Annotated in this window: 18 protein-coding genes; 11 read left to right on the top strand and 7 right to left on the bottom strand. The window is 55.5% G+C overall.

All coding sequences use genetic code 11. The features are described 5' to 3' along the window. The first annotated feature begins 40 nt into the window (after positions 1–40). Entirely contained in the window at positions 41–1327 is a 1287-nt protein-coding gene (locus GHN86_RS18410; protein WP_153379864.1) for an aminotransferase class I/II-fold pyridoxal phosphate-dependent enzyme, read from the top strand. A gap of 85 nt (positions 1328–1412) precedes the next feature. Here GHN86_RS18410 and GHN86_RS18405 read toward each other — a convergent pair whose 3' ends face one another. Then, positions 1413–3266, bottom strand: a complete 1854-nt coding sequence (locus GHN86_RS18405; RefSeq protein ID WP_153379865.1) for a DUF4105 domain-containing protein — start codon at positions 3264–3266, stop codon at positions 1413–1415. Positions 3267–3341: 75 nt separating this feature from the next. Further along, positions 3342–3830, bottom strand: coding sequence for a DUF3015 domain-containing protein (locus GHN86_RS18400; protein ID WP_122785855.1), 489 nt, complete (start codon positions 3828–3830; stop codon positions 3342–3344). A gap of 272 nt (positions 3831–4102) precedes the next feature. On the opposite strand from GHN86_RS18400, the gene GHN86_RS18395 reads away from it, so the two are divergent. Both GHN86_RS18395 and GHN86_RS18390 read left to right on the top strand, forming a co-directional pair. After that, entirely contained in the window at positions 4103–6544 is a 2442-nt protein-coding gene (locus GHN86_RS18395; RefSeq protein WP_153379867.1) for a Lon protease family protein, read from the top strand. Between the two features lie 259 nt (positions 6545–6803). Continuing rightward, complete coding sequence (locus GHN86_RS18390) at positions 6804–7121, top strand: hypothetical protein (protein WP_153379869.1); 318 nt, start codon at positions 6804–6806, stop codon at positions 7119–7121. On the opposite strand, the gene GHN86_RS18385 is transcribed toward GHN86_RS18390, so the two are convergent. Next, complete coding sequence (locus tag GHN86_RS18385) at positions 7118–8950, bottom strand: hypothetical protein (protein ID WP_153379871.1); 1833 nt, start codon at positions 8948–8950, stop codon at positions 7118–7120. The two genes, GHN86_RS18390 and GHN86_RS18385, sit on opposite strands and share 4 nt — an antisense overlap. A gap of 139 nt (positions 8951–9089) precedes the next feature. On the opposite strand from GHN86_RS18385, the gene GHN86_RS18380 reads away from it, so the two are divergent. Then, the gene (locus tag GHN86_RS18380; protein ID WP_153379873.1) at positions 9090–9578 is read left to right on the top strand and encodes a TIGR00645 family protein; all 489 of its coding nucleotides are present in this window, start codon (positions 9090–9092) and stop codon (positions 9576–9578) included. 147 nt (positions 9579–9725) lie between these two features. Beyond that, a complete protein-coding gene (locus tag GHN86_RS18375; protein WP_122785850.1) occupies positions 9726–10343 on the top strand; it encodes an FKBP-type peptidyl-prolyl cis-trans isomerase in 618 nt (205 codons plus the stop codon). 62 nt (positions 10344–10405) lie between these two features. On the opposite strand, the gene GHN86_RS18370 is transcribed toward GHN86_RS18375, so the two are convergent. The 3 genes from GHN86_RS18370 to GHN86_RS18360 all read right to left on the bottom strand — a co-directional run bounded on the left by GHN86_RS18370 (position 10406) and on the right by GHN86_RS18360 (position 12323). Further along, a complete protein-coding gene (locus GHN86_RS18370; RefSeq protein ID WP_153379875.1) occupies positions 10406–10678 on the bottom strand; it encodes a hypothetical protein in 273 nt (90 codons plus the stop codon). A 189-nt stretch (positions 10679–10867) separates the two neighbouring features. After that, positions 10868–11209, bottom strand: a complete 342-nt coding sequence (locus GHN86_RS18365) for a zinc ribbon domain-containing protein YjdM (RefSeq protein ID WP_094999352.1) — start codon at positions 11207–11209, stop codon at positions 10868–10870. Between the two features lie 145 nt (positions 11210–11354). Further along, entirely contained in the window at positions 11355–12323 is a 969-nt protein-coding gene (locus GHN86_RS18360) for a polyprenyl synthetase family protein (protein WP_153379877.1), read from the bottom strand. A 240-nt stretch (positions 12324–12563) separates the two neighbouring features. Here GHN86_RS18360 and rplU point away from each other — a divergent pair, with 240 nt between their 5' ends. From rplU to GHN86_RS18335, 5 genes are all read left to right on the top strand, one after another. Continuing rightward, positions 12564–12878, top strand: a complete 315-nt coding sequence (gene rplU, locus GHN86_RS18355; RefSeq protein WP_007901869.1) for a 50S ribosomal protein L21 — start codon at positions 12564–12566, stop codon at positions 12876–12878. 34 nt (positions 12879–12912) lie between these two features. Further along, the gene (gene rpmA / locus GHN86_RS18350) at positions 12913–13188 is read left to right on the top strand and encodes a 50S ribosomal protein L27 (RefSeq protein WP_003443913.1); all 276 of its coding nucleotides are present in this window, start codon (positions 12913–12915) and stop codon (positions 13186–13188) included. Positions 13189–13385: 197 nt separating this feature from the next. Further along, positions 13386–14612, top strand: a complete 1227-nt coding sequence (cgtA, locus tag GHN86_RS18345; protein WP_153387083.1) for an Obg family GTPase CgtA — start codon at positions 13386–13388, stop codon at positions 14610–14612. Positions 14613–14735: 123 nt separating this feature from the next. Beyond that, a complete protein-coding gene (proB, locus tag GHN86_RS18340; RefSeq protein ID WP_153379919.1) occupies positions 14736–15854 on the top strand; it encodes a glutamate 5-kinase in 1119 nt (372 codons plus the stop codon). Between the two features lie 14 nt (positions 15855–15868). Then, the gene (locus tag GHN86_RS18335) at positions 15869–16330 is read left to right on the top strand and encodes a CreA family protein (RefSeq protein WP_153379881.1); all 462 of its coding nucleotides are present in this window, start codon (positions 15869–15871) and stop codon (positions 16328–16330) included. A gap of 275 nt (positions 16331–16605) precedes the next feature. Here GHN86_RS18335 and rpsT read toward each other — a convergent pair whose 3' ends face one another. Continuing rightward, positions 16606–16884 carry a 30S ribosomal protein S20 gene (gene rpsT / locus GHN86_RS18325; protein ID WP_003443902.1) on the bottom strand — a complete coding sequence of 93 codons (279 nt, stop codon included), beginning with the start codon at positions 16882–16884 and terminating at the stop codon, positions 16606–16608. 250 nt (positions 16885–17134) lie between these two features. Between rpsT and murJ the strand changes: the two genes are divergently transcribed. Next, entirely contained in the window at positions 17135–18673 is a 1539-nt protein-coding gene (murJ, locus tag GHN86_RS18320) for a murein biosynthesis integral membrane protein MurJ (protein ID WP_153387081.1), read from the top strand. The last annotated feature ends 87 nt before the right edge of the window (positions 18674–18760 follow it).

The raw sequence follows: 18760 nt of genomic DNA, 5'->3' as shown, positions 1-18760 counted from the left end.
GAGCCGTTTTAAATTTCGTTTTCGTTGAGCGTATAAAAATATGACTATATTTACTGACGTTAAGTGCTCACCCGGCGATTTAACACGTGTTGAACTTGAAGCCTGTTATGCCCGCACCCTTGTGAACCCCTTTTCTATCAACATGACTCGCGGTTTACCTTCGTCTGAGCAGTTAGCGTTGGCAACTGATTTTCTGTTTCTGCCTGGGAGGGCTAGCTTTATTTCGCGTAATGGTGTGGACTGGCGTAACTATGGTTGTCTGCAAGGCTTACCGGAAGTCAGGGCTCTATTTTCAGAGACTCTGTTGGGACTGCCGACGGATCAAGTTGTTATCGCTGAAAACTCCAGCCTAGCTCTAATGTATGAGGCGTTGGGTTATGCATTCAGGTATGGAGTGCCGTGCCAAAATGAACCATGGAGCCAAGTAGCAACTCCTAAATTTCTGTGCCCTGTGCCAGGTTACGACCGACATTTCGCAATATGTGATGCCTATCAGATAGAAATGGTACCCGTACCAATGCTCGATACTGGCCCTGATATGGATATCGTAGAAAGGCTCGTGCTCGCCGACCCTTCTATAAAAGGTATGTGGTGTGTACCCAAATACAATAACCCCTGCGGCTCTACCTACAGCCCCGACACGGTGCGGAGGCTGGCGAGTCTGCCAACCGCCGCGTCAGATTTTGTTTTGTTCTGGGACAATGCTTATGCCGTGCATCATTTAACTGACGACGAAGTTTCCAATCAGCCAATTGCACAGTTGTGTGAAGCGGCGGGGTATGCGAACCGGGTATTTATATTTGCCTCAACTTCGAAAATTGTATTGCCCAGCGCCGGGTTAGCTTTTTTTGGTGCTTCACCTGCCAATATCGAGTGGTTTTTACGCCATCGTAAAAGCCGAACGATTGGCCCTGACAAAACTAACCAGTTGCGGCATTTACTTTTTTTTGGTGACCGCCAGGGTGTAGTTGCGCATATGCGTAAGCACAGAGTTCTGCTTGAGCCGAAGTTCAAGAGGCTGGAAGACGAGTTGTCCGCTGGGTTTTCAGGTGTTGAGTCGGTGACCTGGACTCGGCCCAAGGGCGGTTACTTCGTGAGCCTGAATTTACCCGAAGGATGCGCCACCCGAGTAGTCGAACTGGCATTGGTCGCGGGGTTGGCATTGACCCCTGCCGGGGCTACTTACCCCGGCGGAATCGATCCATATGACAGTAATATCCGATTGGCTCCCTCCTATCTTGATATCGAAACGCTTGGCGCAGCGGCACAAATTCTGGTTCTGTGTGTATTGCTGACTTTGGCGGAAAAAAACATCTCTCAACTTTAATTAGCGGTGCTTTAGACCCTGTAGGGCGTCGATCAAGACCCCTGCATGGTGAAACCGCATTTTCCAGCCATGGTTAGATGCTCTTTCAATAGTGATACCACTTCACTTCCAGCATCACTTCGTTGACGGGAGAGGTCAGCTTGCTGAACTCACGCTGCGCGCTCAACCGCACACCCAGGTTGCGAGACACTTCCCATTGCTGATTCAGGCTAAGACTGCGACGGATTTCGCCATTGGCGAAATAGTCACCCTTGGCCTCAAGGCTCAGATTACCCACGGGATTACGCCACAGCACGCCGGTATTAAAGCCTGCGGCGGGCGATACAAAGGCGGCGAAGTCATTGTTGTGTTCCACCCGTACGGTGCCCAGCGCAAAGCCGAGCATGTTTTCACTCAATTGCCAGGTGCCGCCCGCGCCGCCGTTGACATGACTCACCAGATTTTCATCGCCATGCTTGCCCAGTACCCGCTCAAGCCCGCCGCCGACTTGCCATGACCACGGCTTGAGTAGCTCGTTACGCGGCGTCAAGGAGCGAATATTGGCCAGATCCAGCTGCTGGACTTGCCATTTATTGCCTTCGTACTGACGTAACTTGAGTTGCAGGATTTCAATCTGCGCTCCCAGCGGGAAACCCGGCGCGTTGTCGTTCAAGTCGTGGTAGGCCATGCGCAAGCCGTACTCGGCAAAGGATTTGTCGTCACGGCTACCTGCGCCTAACTGCCAGGTGCGCGACTCGTGGCCGTTTTCCGGCAGTTCGGGTTTTTCAACTTCAAGTTCAGGCGCGGGGTTTTGGTTGATCGCCCGCAGCAGTTCAAAGCTGCGCTGCGAACGCCCCGTGTCACGTTCAAGGCCGTTGGCTCGATAGCGTTCAAGGCGATATGCCGCGTCAATAATCAACGCCTGACGTTCTTTGGGCAGCGCTTTGAAGGCCGGATTCTGCAACTGGGCTTGATCCGCGCTGACCTGCAAGACCCATTGCTGTTCTTCGGGATCAAGCACCTTGGCCCTGTCCAGTAACTCGCGTTCTCGGGAAGGGCGGTATTCAATGCTTTCCACCAGTCCAGCTTCCTTGACGGCTTTCACCGTGTCAGTCGGAATCGCAGTCAATGGAAATTGGGTGGTCAGTTGCAGACCGGGGCGGGCCACTTGCAGCAGTTCAAGCAGGCGATATGAGCAGTTTTCGTCAAAGAAAAAGTAGTCGAACTGAACCTGTTTAAGCTCCCACACATGCTCGACCATGCGTTGGGTTTCTTCAGGTGTCAGGTTAATTCGATATTCCCACAGGTCACGGTTTTCCAGGCTGCGGTATTCCGACAGCTTTTCTTGATAGGAGACCAGTGCGAACAGGCCGGGATAACCGCCGGCCAAGCCTTTCCAGGCATACAAAATGCTATTGTCAGAGCCTTCAATGTAAGCGCCAAAGTTGATCGCATAACTCAGCAGCGCGGTCTTGTTGCTCTGCACATCCGCTTGGTCGATACGCAATAAGGTATGACCAAACATGGAGGATGGGCTGTTCAGGTAGGCGGCTGGGAAAATCATCACCGTGCTGTGCGGCGCCACGTCTTTGAACCATTGAGTGAACTCTGCGCAATCGGCCTTGGGCAGGTCGGTCAGGTTCAGTTGAGCTTTGAGCCAACGGGTACGCGCCGGGTAGACGCACTGCGGATGTTTGTCGCCCAGGCTCAGGGGCGCATACAGCGCCTCCACGGTGGCGCGCAGTTCCGCATCCGGGTGATGAGCACCGTCAGGGGCGAGAAAGAATTTGTCCTCGCTGACATAGCTGCGCCAGCCGCCTAGCTTGCCAGCTTCGTAGTGGCCCAATGAGATCCAGAACGGATCATTGGCCAGTTGTTGCACACGTTGATTATCAAGCTGGGGAGAGGCATACAGCGGGGCGCAGGCACAGAGCGCCAGATAGGCAAGGCGTTTGAGCATGTTCGGCAACTGTTGTCAGACGAAGAGGGGTTAAGCAGGAGAATACCCGCTCCCGAGGGAGCGGGCAGGACTCATTTACGCAGCCGTTGCGTACTTGGACAGGCGTGCGTCGCTTTTCAGCACGGCCAGTGTGTTGTTGTGAATATCTTCTGCGGTGACGTCAGCTTTGCTGAAGATTTGCTGGAAGTGTTCGTGCGTGACAGCGGCGAAATGCTCGCGGTCTTCAGGGGCGACACCCAGCACCACCGCGTAGGTGGTCAGTGCTTCGCCATTGCCTTTGGCCATGTCTTCGGACAGCTCGTTCATCATGCCATTCATGGCAATCCACGATTTGCCGCCGTAGGTCAGGGCGTCTTTGGTGGTGCAACCATTGGTACCGGAGGTCATACCGAAGGTGGCGTTACCCGAGGTGCCGTTGGTGGTGGAGGCCAGGAAGTGGGCAGGAGTGCCACGCTGACCTTCAAACAACATGTTGCCCCAACCGCAGTTCGGGCCACCGGGTGCTTGCGCCATGGCATTGAGGGAAACAACCGTAAAGAGAGTACCGAGAAGAATCCGTTTCATAAGCTGTGATCTCTATGTGTATGCAACCAATGGACAAGGGTGTCTGGCCCTGTAGCGCCAGTACGGGCCAGTTATCAATCCAGCCGCGTAACACATAGGAGTCTAGGCACGATCAGCAGGTTCCGTGACTTTTTGTAAAACAATCGTGGTTTGAGCCCTTTTCAGGCCCGTAAATACGGGGGGGTAAGATTTCCCGCGTTGTGTGCCTTGCCAGTGATACACAGCCAGCGCCAGAATGCCTACATCTGCCCCGCCCGATGTAAGGAAGCCCGATGCCTGATTCTGTTGCTGCCAGCTTGCGTCTAGCGCCTGACGCGCTAACCCGTCCGTTCTCCGCTGAACAGTTCAGCTTCTCGACCACCAATGATTTGGAGCCCTTTCGCGGCATTCTCGGCCAGGAGCGTGCGGTCGAAGCGTTGCAGTTTGGCGTGGCCATGCCACGCCCCGGTTACAACGTGTTTGTCATGGGCGAGCCCGGCACCGGGCGCTTTTCGTTCGTTAAGCGCTACCTCAAAGCTGAAGGCAAGCGGCTCAAATCGCCCAGCGACTGGGTGTACGTCAATAATTTTGATGACGAGCGCGAACCCCGGGCTCTGGAGCTGCCTGCGAGCACTGCCGGTTCGTTTATCAGTGACATCAATGGCTTGATCGACAATTTGCTGGCGACGTTTCCGGCGGTGTTTGAGCACCCAACGTATCAACAACGCAAAAGCGCTATTGATCGTGGTTTCAACCAGCGCTACGACCGTGCGCTGGATGTGATCGAGCGCCTGGCGCTGGAAAAAGGCGTGGCGCTGTATCGCGACAGCAGCAACGTTGCATTTACCCCGATGAGTGACGGCAAGGCGCTGGATGAGGCCGAATTTTCACAGTTGCCCGAAGAAGAGCGTGAACGATTCCACGAGGATATTTCCGCGCTTGAAGAGCGTCTCAACGAAGAACTGGCCAGCTTGCCGCAGTGGAAGCGTGAGTCGAACAATCAACTGCGCCAGTTGAACGAAGAAACCATCACGCTGGCGTTGCAACCCTTGTTGGCACCTTTGTCGCAGAAGTACGCGGAAAACGCGGCCGTGTGCGGTTATTTGCAGGCGATGCAGGTGTACCTGCTTAAAACAGTGGTTGAGCAACTGGTCGATGACAGCAAAACCGATGCTCAAGCGCGCAAATTGCTTGAGGAGCAATACCTGCCGAGTCTGGTGGTCGGTCAGCCCATGAGCGGCGGTGCGCCGGTGGTGTTTGAGCCGCACCCGACCTACGACAACCTGTTTGGCCGTATTGAATACAGCACCGACCAAGGTGCGCTGTACACCACCTACCGGCAACTGCGTCCGGGTGCGCTGCACCGTGCCAATGGCGGCTTTTTGATTCTTGAAGCCGAGAAGATGCTGAGCGAGCCCTTTGTATGGGACGCGCTCAAGCGTGCCCTGCAATCGCGCAAGCTGAAAATGGAATCGCCGCTGGGTGAGATGGGGCGTCTGGCCACCATTACTCTGAGCCCGCAGGTTATTCCTTTGCAGGTCAAAGTCATCATCATTGGTGCGCGCCAGTTGTATTACACGCTGCAAGACCTTGATCCGGACTTCCAGGAGATGTTCCGGGTGCTGGTGGACTTCGATGAAGACATTCCGATGGTTGACGAGAGCCTTGAGCAGTTCGCTCAGCTGTTGACCACGCGCACCTCCGAAGAAGGCATGGCGCCGCTGACGGCCGATGCCGTGGCGCGACTGGCCACCTACAGTGCCCGTCTGGCCGAGCATCAGGGGCGTTTGTCAGCCCGTATTGGCGATTTGTTTCAGCTGGTCAGCGAGGCGGATTTCATCCGTCACTTGGCCAACGATGAAATGACGGATGCGGGGCATATCGAGCGTGCGCTGAAAGCCAAAGCCACGCGCACCGGGCGTGTGTCTGCGCGGATTCTCGATGACATGCTGGCCGGGATCATTCTGATCGACACCGATGGCGCTGCGGTCGGCAAGTGCAATGGCTTGACCGTACTGGAGGTGGGCGATTCGGCGTTTGGCGTGCCAGCGCGCATTTCCGCCACGGTATATCCGGGCGGCAGCGGCATTGTCGACATTGAGCGCGAGGTCAACCTTGGGCAGCCGATTCACTCCAAAGGCGTGATGATTCTGACCGGGTATCTGGGCAGTCGTTATGCACAGGAGTTCCCGCTGGCGATCTCGGCGAGTATTGCGTTGGAACAATCCTACGGCTACGTCGATGGAGACAGTGCGTCACTGGGGGAAGCTTGCACGCTGATCTCGGCGCTCTCGAAAACGCCCCTCAAACAGTGTTTTGCAATTACCGGCTCGATCAACCAGTTTGGTGAAGTTCAGGCGGTGGGCGGGGTTAACGAGAAAATCGAAGGCTTCTTCCGACTCTGTGAAGCACGCGGCCTGACGGGGGAGCAGGGCGCGATCATCCCGCAAGCCAACGTAGCGACGTTGATGCTGGATGAAAAGGTGCTGCAGGCCGTACGCGAGGGTAAATTCCACGTTTATGCGGTGCGTCAGGCGGATGAGGCGTTGAGTCTGCTGGTGGGTGAGCCTGCGGGTGAGCCCGATGCCGAGGGGCAATTCCCTGAAGGCAGCGTCAATGCCCGTGTGGTGGAGCGTTTGCGGGTGATTGCCGAGATGATCAGCGATGAGGACCTCAAAGAGGCCGAGAAAGAGCTGATTGCCGAAACCTTGGCGGCAACCAAAAAGCCAGCTTGAAAGCCCCTCACCCCAACCCTCTCCCGGAGGGAGAGGGGGCTTGATGTGTGGTGTTTTCAAATTCGCGTGCGGTCAGTTCCCTCTCCCTCTGGGAGAGGGCTAGGGTGAGGGTCACAGGCTCACCTTCCCTCCGTTTGTCACAACACCCCCGCCTGTCAAATATTTCTTCTATGCTCACCTCAAGGACCTCCACTGTAGTCAGCGGAATGATGCAGCCCGTTTTGAGCGGCTGATACAGGATCTACCGAGGGTCGCCGCCATGTCGCGCAACCTTTGCCTTACACGCCAATGCTTTGGCCTGGTGACCCGCATTGAATGCAGCGTTCGCCCGCTGGCAGGCAATACCGGGATGTGGACGCTGCTCTTTGCCGCAGGCTTGGCAGGCGAGCAACCGACCACGATCAAAGCCCAAGGCCCTTTTCCCGGCCCGTTCGCGGCTGAATCGACCCTTGAGTCCATCGTCGAAAGCCTGACACTGCATGGCTATCAAGTGGCCAATGATCCGCAAATCTGGTGTCTGCATGTGCAGGCCCAGTTGCGCGAGATCAATGGTAAGCGTGCTCACGCGTTCAGTTAGTGCGGCGCTGTAATATCCGGCACTTTGACGAGTTTGACTTCAAACCCGTATTCGACCGGGTTCAGATCAGTGCGGCTGTAGCTCTCTATCCGGGTCGGTTGCCCATAAAAGTAATGCACGTCAAATAATGCGGGGCCATCCGCTTCAGTGCTGTGGCTGACGGCCAGTACTTCTTTCAAATAGTTGCCGGTATCGTCCTTGGCGTAAAAGCGCCAGGTATCGGCTGGAAACAGCTTTTGATCAACAACCAGTGCATTGCCTTTGAGCTCGAGGCCTTTGGGCAACTGTGCGGTATTCAAGGTGTGTTTGTCGATGGAGGCGATAAACAGTGGCATCGAACCCACCGCATAAGCCGGTGTTTCGGGGAACAGGTTGAGGTCATAGGTGATAACGCCTGTATGCGGGTCGACATCAAACGCCTCGACAGGCAGTTCCAGCGGCTCGCTACGCTGGCCGTGCTCATCCTCAGCGAAGAAGGTGACAGGTGCCTCAGAGGTGTCTGGCAGTACGCCCAGCAATTCGTCATTGAATGTCGGCGGGTGGCTGAACTCAATCGTCGCTGCGCTGGCATCTTCCACCGATTGACTGATGACCACACTCTTGATCAGTTGCTCCGGCTCAAGTGCCGAACCCTTCAGGTAGCTGGCGGCCTGATCGTCATACACCACCACGGATAGCGGCAGCGTTTGGATGTCTTTGCTCACCACTGTCTTGTCGAGTTTGCGTACTGGTAAGTCAATGGTTTTGCGTGTGACGTTGGCGGTGGAGAAGTCGAGCACGCTGATATCCAGATTTTCGACTGTGCCGTTGAAATACACCTTGCTGTAGTGATGCGGGTGTTCGGCCTCAAAGGCTTTTTGCTCGTCATCCAACTGTTGGCCAAAGGCGTCGCTCCACGCAGTTTGCTTGAGCATTTCGGCCAGTTGCTGTTGATAAAACGCCAGTTGCTCGGCGTTTTCATTGATGGAACCGGCGCGTGACAGAAATTGCCCGGTATGGTCGCGGGCCTGAATGATCAGAGGGTTAAGCGCAGTGTCGCGGACTTCAGCGGCCAGCGGCGCACTGTTGATGATGTCGACTTCAGCAACATTTTTATCCAACGACAGCAGGGTCACACTGATCGTACCGTCGGTGCGGGTTTTACCCACGTCATCTCGCGTCAGGTTGAAGTTCACCACTTGACCGGGTGCGATCACCTCGACTTTACCGTGCAACATCAGGGGTTGCGGCTGTTGCGCGTTCGCAGTTTCGATCCCGTCGACGTAGGGGTAGGTGATGGTGAGGTCGTCAGGATTGCTCAAATTGGCACTGGAAGGACTGAGCTGGATGCCGGGGTCAGTTTCAGACCATTCAGGCTGGAAGGGCACCTCTTGTTTATTGCTCAGGGTCACGGATTGCCATTCCAGCGCATGGGGAAACGGGAACTCGGCATTGCTATTGGCTGGGAACGGAAAGACAGGCTCCAGATCGGTCAAGTAATCAGAGCTGGAGTTTTTGCGCAGCACAAACAGCCCATTGATATAGGTGTCGCTCAGCGCCTGGCTGTCGGGGTAATGCTTGAGCAACGCCAGGTCGTCGTTGCCGTATTCGGTTTCGACGGGCTTGTCCTGCAGCTTGATGCGCGCGCGTTCCAGCAGCAGCAGCGAGCCGCCAAGGTCTGCAACAGCGTCTTTGAGCTGTTGATCCTTGATCGAGTCGAGGGTCTTTTCGAACGCTGCGTTTCTGTCTTCCAGGCTGGCCTGCTTAGGTTTGTCGTCTGGCGAACAACCGCCCGTGATGAGCAGCGCTATTGAAAGCCCGAGACAACCCAAGGGGAATCGCAGATCCATTGTTCAGTTCCTGTGCGTAACGATGCCGAAGGGATGGACACTAGCAGAAAATGTTTTTACAGGCTGTTTCGAAGGCTTTATCTCTGTGCTTTTGTCACTGATATACTCGCGCCCATTTTTTAATACCCTGTGAGATTCAATGGAACGCTTTATCGAAAACGCAATGTACGCCTCCCGCTGGATTCTGGCGCCGATTTACTTTGGCCTGTCTCTGGGCTTGTTGGCTTTGGCATTGAAGTTCTTTCAGGAAGTGTTTCACGTCATTCCCAACGTGTTTGCATTATCTGAGTCGGACTTGATCCTGGTCATCCTGTCGTTGATCGACATGGCACTGGTGGGCGGTTTGCTGGTGATGGTGATGATTTCAGGCTATGAGAACTTTGTCTCGCAGCTGGACATCGATGAGCACAAGGAAAAGCTCAGCTGGCTGGGCACGATGGACTCAACGTCGCTGAAGATGAAAGTCGCTGCGTCAATTGTGGCCATTTCCTCGATCCACCTGCTGCGGGTGTTTATGGACGCGCGCAATATCGAGCCTCAGTACCTGATGTGGTACGTGATCATTCACATGACTTTTGTGGTATCAGCCTTTGCGATGGGTTATCTCGACAAGCTGACCAAGCATTAATCCGTGTTGAAACGCGTCGTACAAGAACCCGGACTTCGATGGCTTTAGGGGCTGTGATAGTCTGCTCGCCCTTTTTTGGATCCTGGCGCCCGGAAAGTGCCTGTTGAAAAACAGGTTTTCTTAAGCGCCCCACAGCGGAGCAGTGTTATGTCCGAAGTAAATCTGTCGACCGACGAAACCCGCGTTAGCTACGGCATTGGCCGTCAACTGGGTGACCAGCTGCGCGACAACCCACCACCTGGCGTAAGCCTGGACGCCATTTTGGCTGGTCTGACTGACGCTTTCGCAGGCAAGGAAAGCCGTGTAGGTCAGGAAGAAATGTCGGCCAGCTTCAAAGTGATCCGCGAGATCATGCAAGCAGAAGCAGCAGCCAAGGCAGAAGCCGCGGCTGGCGAAGGCAAGGCTTTCCTGGCTGAAAACGCCAAGAAAGACGGCATCACTACACTGGCTTCGGGTCTGCAATTTGAAGTCGTGACAACGGGCGAAGGCGCCAAGCCATCCCGTGAAGACACCGTGCGTGTTCACTACCACGGCACCCTGATCGACGGCACTGTGTTTGACAGCTCCTACGATCGTGGTCAGCCAGCCGAGTTTCCGGTGGGTGGCGTGATTGCGGGCTGGACCGAAGCCCTGCAACTGATGAACGCCGGCAGCAAATGGCGCATCTACGTGCCGAGCGAACTGGCTTACGGCGCTCAAGGCGTTGGCAGCATTGCTCCGCACAGCGTGCTGGTATTCGACGTTGAGCTGCTGGAAGTTCTGTAAGAACCCGGCTTTTTAACGTTGGCTGCGGGCTTGCTGGCAAACCCGCAGCTACACCGGGCGTTTCATATTTCGATCTTGGCGTGATGCTCGTGCGTCTCGCTCACGCCGGCAGGGCGCAATGCCCGGGCGTAGCAAAACAGAAATAAATTACGTACCAACTCTTTGAGCACCCCTGGCTCGCTTGAGTTGAGGCCATTGAAATCAAGATCACCTTGATCCTGAAGTTCGTTCAGCGCTTCTTCTTCCAGTACCGCACAGACTTCTCCGGTTTCCCGATGCAGGATTCGCAGGTACGGATGTGGGCGGTCCAGCCAGGCATCAATCAAATACGTCATGGTCGTCATCTCCTTGGTTAATACCAATGAGAATAATTCCTATTCAATTAATAGCAAGTGCCTATTGGCAGATTTCTGATCTTTGTGCGTTACAACTGCTGCGGATCAAAGTTGCTGGCTTTTTGATGTTGCGGGGCGAAGAGGGCGGAGCACCTTTCTGCGCCGGGCGCAGAAAGGCATGCAGCAGAATCAGACTTTACGCACGAACTCAGACTTGAGTTTCATCGGGCCGATGCCGTCGATTTTGCAGTCGATGTCGTGGTCGCCGTCGCACAGGCGGATGTTCTTGACCTTGGTGCCGACCTTGACCACCAACGAAGTGCCTTTGATTTTCAGGTCCTTGATCACGGTGATGGTGTCGCCGTCGGTCAGCACAGTGCCTGCGGAGTCTTTGTAGACTTTCACGTCATCGGCTGTTTCAGCGTCGCCGCTGGCAGACCACTCGTGGGCGCATTCCGGGCAGATCAGCTGTGCGCCGTCTTCGTAGGTGTATTCGGAATTGCATTTTGGGCAGGGTGGCAACGTGCTCACTAAAGCTCCTTAAGAATCAGGCTGGCTAAAAGACGCGCATTGTATAGGGTTTTAGCGGGGAAGGCGAAAGCCCTCTCCCAGAGGGAGAGGGGACTAACACCGCTAATCAGCTCCCTCTCCCTCCGGGAGAGGGTTGGGGTGAGGGTCAGTGCGTACGCGCGACCGCAAACTCGCTCAGCTCAACCAGCGCATCGCGGTATTCGCTTGGCGGCAGGGCTTCGAGGCACACAATGGCGCGAGCAACGAAGTCGCGAGCCAATTGGGCGGTGTAGTCCAGAGAACCAGAGGCTTCAACGGCCTCGCGAATGCTTTCAAGGTCTTCAATGCCACCTTTCTGGATGGCTTTGCGAACCAGGGCAGCCTGTTCGGGCGTGCCTTCGCGCATGGTGTAGATCAGCGGCAGTGTGGGTTTGCCTTCAGCCAGATCGTCACCGACGTTCTTGCCCAACGCTTCGGCGTCGCCACGGTAGTCGAGCAAATCGTCCACCAATTGAAACGCTACGCCCAAATGATCGCCAAAGGTGCGCAAGGCTTCGCATTGCTCTGGTGTTGCACCGGCCAGCGCAGCGGCGCTGTGGGTCGAGGCCTCGAAGAGCATCGCGGTTTTGCCGCGGATGACTTCCATGTAAATTTCTTCGGTCGTGCTGGCGTCACGTACCTTGGACAGTTGCAGCACTTCGCCTTCGGCAATGATACGGGTGGCTTGAGACAGGATTTTCATCACTGGCATCGAGCCCAGCTCAACCATCATTTCGAAGGAGCGTGAGTACAGAAAGTCGCCGACCAGTACGCTGGGTGCATTGCCCCAGGTAGCATTGGCCGTTTTGCGGCCACGGCGCATGCCGGACATGTCCACAACGTCGTCGTGAAGCAGGGTAGCGGTGTGCAGGAACTCAATGGTGGCAGCCAGCAGACGCAAGTCATCGCCTTCGCGACCCAGGGCCTTGCCACACAGCAACACTAATAAAGGACGCAGACGCTTGCCGCCGGCCGAAGTAATGTAGTCGCCGATTTTTGAGACCAGCGGTACGCGTGAAGTCAGCTGCTTCTTGATGATGCCGTCGACGGCGCTAAAATCGTCCGCCACCGCGCGGTAGAAAGCTTGGGGTTGCATCAGCGACAGGTGCTCCAGAAGGGTTGCGCGGCATGCTAGGTCGGGGGGCTGGGCGTGTCAAGGCGGATGGACGGCCCCTTGCAAGCCAGACCTGCCTTGCGTACAATCGCGCACCCTGAACTTCCTGGGCAGCACCTGCCTTACGCAATTGCATCTGGGCCGTTCCAGCCCCATGCAGCCATGCCAGCCAATACCTTTACCTATAAAGCGCTGGGTGAGCAGGATTATCGGAGAAATACCATGTCGTACGCAGTAATCGTTACTGGTGGCAAGCAGTACAAAGTAGCTCCAGGTGAATACCTGAAGATCGAAAAACTGGAAATCGCTACCGGCGAATCCGTAACTTTTGATCGCGTTCTGTTGGTTGCCAATGGCGACGACGTAAATATCGGCGCTCCAGTTGTACCTGGCGCCACTGTTGTGGCTGAAGTGATCTCCCAAGGTCGTCACGATAAAGTCCGCATCATCAAGTTCCGTCGTCGTAAGCACCACATGAAGCGTATGGGCCACCGCCAGTGGTACACCGAGATCAAAATCACCGGTATTCAGGCTTAATTTCAGCCTAATTCCTCACTAGGAGAATTGACTCATGGCACACAAAAAAGCTGGTGGTAGTACCCGTAACGGTCGCGACTCAGAAGCCAAACGCCTTGGCGTGAAGATGTATGGCGGCCAGGCTATCATTCCGGGCAACATCATCGTGCGTCAGCGCGGCACCCAATTCCACGCTGGCTACGGCGTTGGTATGGGCAAAGATCACACCCTGTTCGCGAAAGTGGAAGGCGTGATCAAGTTCCAGGTTAAAGGCGCCTTCGGTCGTCGCTATGTAAGCATCGTTCCGAAGACAGCAGTCGTCGCAGCGTAATAGCTTGGTAGCTGGAAGAGCCCTGTCTTGCGACGGGGCTTTTTCGTTTGTGGGGTGAGTCTCTTGCAAAACTGTTTGTATGGGCTGCTGGCGCTGGATTTAACGGTCGTTGATTGAGGTCGCTGCGCTCATTTTTGCAAGAGTCTTATGTCTTGGTTTTAATCGGCTCGTCCTGATGACGAGAGGCGTGTTTTGTTATGAAGTTTGTTGATGAAGTATCGATCAAAGTAAAAGCAGGCGACGGTGGCAACGGTTGCATGAGTTTTCGTCGCGAGAAATTCATCGAAAACGGTGGTCCTAACGGTGGTGATGGTGGTGATGGCGGCTCGATCTATATGGTCGCCGACGAAAACCTGAACACCTTGGTTGACTACCGTTACACCCGCCACTTTGATGCTCAGCGTGGCTCGAACGGCGGTAGCGCGGATTGCACCGGGCGTAAAGGTGAAGACCTGGAGCTGCGTGTTCCGGTCGGTACGACGGTGATCGATGCGGGCACTCAAGAAGTCATCGGTGACCTGACCAAGGCCGGTCAGCGTTTGATGGTGGTGCACGGTGGTTGGCACGGTCTGGGTAACACCCGATTCAAGTCCAGTACCAACCGCGCTCCGCGTCAAACCACGCCGGGCAAGCCGGGTGAGCAGCGTGACCTGAAGCTGGAATTGAAAGTACTGGCTGACGTCGGTTTGCTGGGCTTGCCGAATGCCGGCAAGAGTACCTTCATTCGCTCGGTGTCTGCGGCCAAGCCAAAAGTGGCGGATTATCCGTTCACCACTCTGGTGCCAAACCTGGGTGTAGTCAGCGTTGATCGCTGGAAGAGCTTTGTTATCGCCGATATTCCGGGGCTGATTGAAGGTGCTTCCGACGGCGCGGGTCTGGGGATTCGCTTCCTTAAGCACTTGGCGCGTACCCGTCTGCTGTTGCACCTCGTCGACATGGCGCCGGTTGAAGGCACTGAAAGTGCTGCCGATACCGCTGAAGTCATCGTTAACGAGCTGACCAAGTTCAGCCCGTCGTTGGCTGAGCGCGATCGCTGGCTGGTGCTGAACAAGTGCGATTCCTTGCCGCAAGAAGAACACGACGCTCGCGTTAAAGAAGTGGTTGATCGTCTTGAGTGGACTGGCCCGGTGTACGTGATTTCGGCAATTGCCAAGATCGGTACTGAAAAGCTGTGCCACGACATCATGCGTTACCTGGAAGATCGTGCTGATCGTCTGGCCAATGATCCGGCCTACAAGGCTGAGTTGGCGGATCTTGATCAGCGTATCGAAGACGAGGCGCGTGCTCAGCTGCAAGCGCTGGACGATAAGCGTGCCCTGCGTCGCAGCGGCGTGAAGAGCGTTCACGACATCGGTGATGATGACTGGGATGAAGAAGATGTTGATGACGAAGATGGTCCAGAAATCATTTACGTCCGCGACTGATTTGTTGCAGTAAACTACAGCGCCGCTCAATTGAGCGGCGTTTTAGCATCTGTGGTACAGAGGTCAAAATAATTCCATGGGCGGCGCTCGGTCGCGCTGCTCTCAGGCATAGGTTGAGTGATGATGCGGAGCAAGGTGACGGGTGCGCAACGTTGGGTCGTGAAGATCGGCAGCGCATTACTGACGGCAGATGGCAAGGGTCTCGATCGCGCAGCAATGGGTGTTTGGGTCGAGCAAATGGTCGCCCTGCACGAAGCGGGTGTGGAGTTGGTGCTGGTTTCGTCCGGTGCGGTGGCGGCCGGTATGAGTCGCTTGGGCTGGACGGTACGACCGAGTGCCATGCATGAGTTGCAGGCTGCTGCTGCCATTGGCCAGATGGGTTTGGTGCAGGCCTGGGAGTCGAGCTTTGCCGAGCACTCCCGCCACACCGCACAAATTCTGCTGACCCATGATGACTTGTCTGACCGCAAGCGCTATCTGAACGCGCGAAGCACCTTGCGGGCGCTGGTTGAGTTGGGTGTGATCCCGGTCATCAATGAAAATGACACGGTCGTTACCGACGAGATTCGTTTTGGCGATAACGACACGTTGGCCGCGCTGGTTGCCAATCTGGTGGAGGCAGATCTGCTGGTTATTTTGACGGATCGCGACGGCATGTTTGATGCGGACCCGCGCAATAATCCAGACGCAAAAATGATCTACGAGGCGCGTGCCGACGACCCTGCACTTGATGCGGTGGCGGGCGGTACAGGCGGTGCGCTAGGTCGTGGTGGAATGCAGACCAAGTTGCGAGCTGCGCGTCTGGCTGCGCGCTCGGGGGCGCACACCATTATTGTCGGGGGGCGGCTGGAGCGGGTGCTGGATCGGCTCAAGGCTGGCGAGCGTCTCGGTACCTTGCTTTCCCCTGAGCGCGGCCTGCTGGCTGCACGCAAGCAGTGGCTGGCCGGGCATTTGCAGACGCGCGGCACACTGGTGCTGGATGACGGTGCTGTCGCTGCTTTGTCCAAAGGTAATAAAAGTTTGTTGCCGGTGGGTGTGAAGGCGGTGCAGGGCGGTTTTCGGCGAGGCGAAATGGTGGTCTGCGTGGCGGCCGACGGGCGAGAGATTGCTCGTGGATTGGCTAACTACAGTGCACCGGAAGCGCAAAAAATTATTGGGCTGCCGTCGGATGCGATTGTCGGTGTGCTGGGGTATATGGCGGAGCCAGAGCTGGTTCATCGCGATAACCTGATTCTGGTTTGATATCGAGGTATGGCATGCGTTTGATTGGCGGTTTATTGGGGTTGATGTTGGCGATGCCGCTCATGGCATCCGCGGAAGAAATTGGCTCGGTGTCGACGGTCTTCAAATTTGTCGGGCCTAATGACCGTATCGTGGTCGAAGCATTCGATGACCCCAAGGTTGAAGGCGTGACCTGTTACCTCTCGCGCGCCAAGACGGGCGGTATGAAAGGCGGTTTGGGCTTGGCTGAGGATCGTGCCGAGGCGTCTATTGCTTGTCGCCAGACCGGTGCGATCAGCTTCAAGGGTGAGCTTAAAGACGGCGAAGAGGTGTTCAAGGAGCGAACGTCGCTGGTGTTCAAAACCATGCAGGTTGTTCGATTCCTCGACAAGAAGCGCAATACTCTGGTGTATCTGGTGTACAGCGACCGCTTGATCGAAGGTAGTCCGCAAAACGCCGTGACGGCCATTCCGATTCTGCCGTGGCCACAAGGCTAGTGCTCTTAAATAAAAAGCCGCGTCTCTCGCGGCTTTTTATTGCCTGCTTCTCCCTGTTTTGTAGTCGCTGAGGAGCGCAGCGAGGCTGCGTTCGAGCGCGAAGCGGTCGCAAATTCAGCGCGCGCCTTCAGTCTCGATGGTCGCAACCTGATGGTTTACGACGGCTTTGCCGCCGATCGCAGTCTCGCTGCACTCCTCAGCGACTACAGGATCGAGATCAATTTTCAGGCAATAAAAAACCGACCCTAAGGTCGGTTTTTTAAAAAGCTTATCGCTTAAGCGGCAGTCGCAAGGTTCAACGCCTTGACGTGGCCATTCAGGCGGCTCTTATGGCGAGCAGCTTTGTTCTTGTGGATGATGCCTTTATCGGCCATACGGTCGATAACAGGAACAGCCAGAACATAAGCAGCTTGCGCTTTAGCAGCGTCTTTTGCGTCGATGGCTTTAACTACATTCTTGATGTAGGTACGAACCATGGAACGCAGGCTGGCGTTGTGGCTGCGACGCTTCTCAGCCTGTTTTGCACGTTTTTTGGCGGAAGGTGTGTTGGCCACCGTCGAGCTCCTCGAAAGACTTTTGGGAAATAACAAACAAAATAGGCCGCGAATCATGCCGATGACGACAACTCTTGTCAAGGGCGATTGATACGATCCGCTGAGTGGTGGATCGAGGGAGACGGGAGATTTATTTCCGGCGCTTGACCTGTAAACTCGCGAGCTTGGCTCTGTGCTGTTGCGGCGCGCAGTATCGCATAAGTGGACGCTTTGTTCGCCTGCTCTTTCTCTATAGGCAAAAACTCTTTCAATGAATTTGCTCAAATCGCTAGCAGCCGTCAGCTCTATCACAATGATTTCAAGGGTTTTGGGCTTTATTCGGGACACCATCGTTGCCCGCACATTTGGTGCTGGAATGGCCACGGATGCGTTCTTTATTGCCTTTAAACTACCCAATCTGCTGCGCAGAATCTTCGCCGAGGGGGCTTTTTCTCAAGCCTTCGTGCCCATTTTGGCGGAATACAAAAGCCAGCAAGGCGAAGAAGCCACGCGCACCTTTGTGGCCTATGTGGCCGGTTTACTGACGTTGGTGCTGGCCATTGTCACCGTGCTGGGTATGTTGGCCGCGCCCTGGGTTATTTGGGCAACAGCGCCCGGGTTTGCCACATCACCAGAGAAATTCGAACTGACCTCCAGCATGTTGCGGGTCACGTTTCCTTACATATTGCTGATCTCGCTGTCATCGTTGGCCGGGGCGATTCTCAACACCTGGAACCGTTTTTCGGTGCCCGCGTTTGTACCGACGCTGCTAAACGTGAGCATGATTATTTTTGCTCTGTTTTTGACGCCGTACTTCGATCCGCCCGTCATGGCGTTGGGCTGGGCAGTATTGGTGGGCGGTTTGGCCCAGCTTTTGTTCCAGCTGCCGCACCTGAAAAAAATCGGCATGTTGGTACTGCCACGGCTCAATCTGCGCGACACCGGTGTGTGGCGGGTCATGAAGCAGATGCTGCCGGCCATTCTCGGGGTGTCGGTCAGCCAGATTTCGCTGATCATCAACACTATTTTTGCGTCATTTCTGGTGGCAGGCTCCGTGTCCTGGATGTATTACGCCGACCGCTTGATGGAGCTGCCATCGGGGGTGTTGGGTGTCGCGCTGGGCACGATCCTGCTGCCCACCCTGTCCAAAACCTATGCCAGCAAAGACCGTCAGGAATACTCACGGATCCTCGACTGGGGCTTGCGCCTGTGTTTTGTGCTGGTGCTGCCGTGCTCGCTGGCACTGGCCATTCTGGCCGAGCCGCTGACGGTCTCGCTGTTTCAGTACGGTCAGTTCAGCGCATTCGATGCGTCGATGACCCAGCGCGCACTGGTTGCCTATTCCGTTGGTTTACTCGGGCTTATTTTGATCAAAGTGTTAGCGCCTGGGTTCTATGCTCAGCAAAACATCCGCACCCCGGTCAAAATCGCCGTGTTCACGCTGATCATTACTCAATTGCTCAATCTGGTTTTTATTGTGCCGCTGCAACACGCGGGTCTCGCTTTGGCCATCAGCGTAGGCGCCTGCATCAATGCGGGATTGTTGTTCTGGCAGTTGCGTAAGCAAAAACTGTTTGTGGCGCAGCCTGGTTGGGCTAAGTACCTGTTGAAACTGGTGGTGGCAGTGTCGGTGATGTCCGCCGTATTGTTGGGGCTGATGCAATTGATGCCCGCCTGGGATCACGGTCATATGCTTGAGCGGTTTCTCCGTCTGGGCGCCCTTGTGGTGGCCGGCGTTGCGGTTTATTTCGGCATGTTATTGCTGCTGGGCTTGCGTTTGAGGGATTTCGCCCGCAAGTCACTTATGTAAGGTAATGACCTGTCAGACGTCCATTTTGTCGATTTCACCCGATTTGCCGTGTGCAGTTGCCTGTCGTAGCGGGCCGGGTGTGGTTAT

The sequence above is a fragment of the Pseudomonas helleri genome (assembly GCF_009600315.1).
Classification (GTDB): Bacteria; Pseudomonadota; Gammaproteobacteria; order Pseudomonadales; family Pseudomonadaceae; genus Aquipseudomonas; species Aquipseudomonas helleri_A.
This window is presented reverse-complemented; position numbering and strand designations above follow the sequence as displayed.

Coding starts and splice junctions, on each gene's coding strand:
- GHN86_RS18410 (WP_153379864.1), top strand. CDS start 41: ATGACTATATTTACTGACGTTAAGTGCTCACCCGGCGATTTAACACGT.
- GHN86_RS18405 (WP_153379865.1), bottom strand. CDS start 3,266: ATGCTCAAACGCCTTGCCTATCTGGCGCTCTGTGCCTGCGCCCCGCTG.
- GHN86_RS18400 (WP_122785855.1), bottom strand. CDS start 3,830: ATGAAACGGATTCTTCTCGGTACTCTCTTTACGGTTGTTTCCCTCAAT.
- GHN86_RS18395 (WP_153379867.1), top strand. CDS start 4,103: ATGCCTGATTCTGTTGCTGCCAGCTTGCGTCTAGCGCCTGACGCGCTA.
- GHN86_RS18390 (WP_153379869.1), top strand. CDS start 6,804: ATGTCGCGCAACCTTTGCCTTACACGCCAATGCTTTGGCCTGGTGACC.
- GHN86_RS18385 (WP_153379871.1), bottom strand. CDS start 8,950: ATGGATCTGCGATTCCCCTTGGGTTGTCTCGGGCTTTCAATAGCGCTG.
- GHN86_RS18380 (WP_153379873.1), top strand. CDS start 9,090: ATGGAACGCTTTATCGAAAACGCAATGTACGCCTCCCGCTGGATTCTG.
- GHN86_RS18375 (WP_122785850.1), top strand. CDS start 9,726: ATGTCCGAAGTAAATCTGTCGACCGACGAAACCCGCGTTAGCTACGGC.
- GHN86_RS18370 (WP_153379875.1), bottom strand. CDS start 10,678: ATGACGTATTTGATTGATGCCTGGCTGGACCGCCCACATCCGTACCTG.
- GHN86_RS18360 (WP_153379877.1), bottom strand. CDS start 12,323: ATGCAACCCCAAGCTTTCTACCGCGCGGTGGCGGACGATTTTAGCGCC.
- rplU (WP_007901869.1), top strand. CDS start 12,564: ATGTCGTACGCAGTAATCGTTACTGGTGGCAAGCAGTACAAAGTAGCT.
- rpmA (WP_003443913.1), top strand. CDS start 12,913: ATGGCACACAAAAAAGCTGGTGGTAGTACCCGTAACGGTCGCGACTCA.
- cgtA (WP_153387083.1), top strand. CDS start 13,386: ATGAAGTTTGTTGATGAAGTATCGATCAAAGTAAAAGCAGGCGACGGT.
- proB (WP_153379919.1), top strand. CDS start 14,736: ATGCGGAGCAAGGTGACGGGTGCGCAACGTTGGGTCGTGAAGATCGGC.
- GHN86_RS18335 (WP_153379881.1), top strand. CDS start 15,869: ATGCGTTTGATTGGCGGTTTATTGGGGTTGATGTTGGCGATGCCGCTC.
- murJ (WP_153387081.1), top strand. CDS start 17,135: ATGAATTTGCTCAAATCGCTAGCAGCCGTCAGCTCTATCACAATGATT.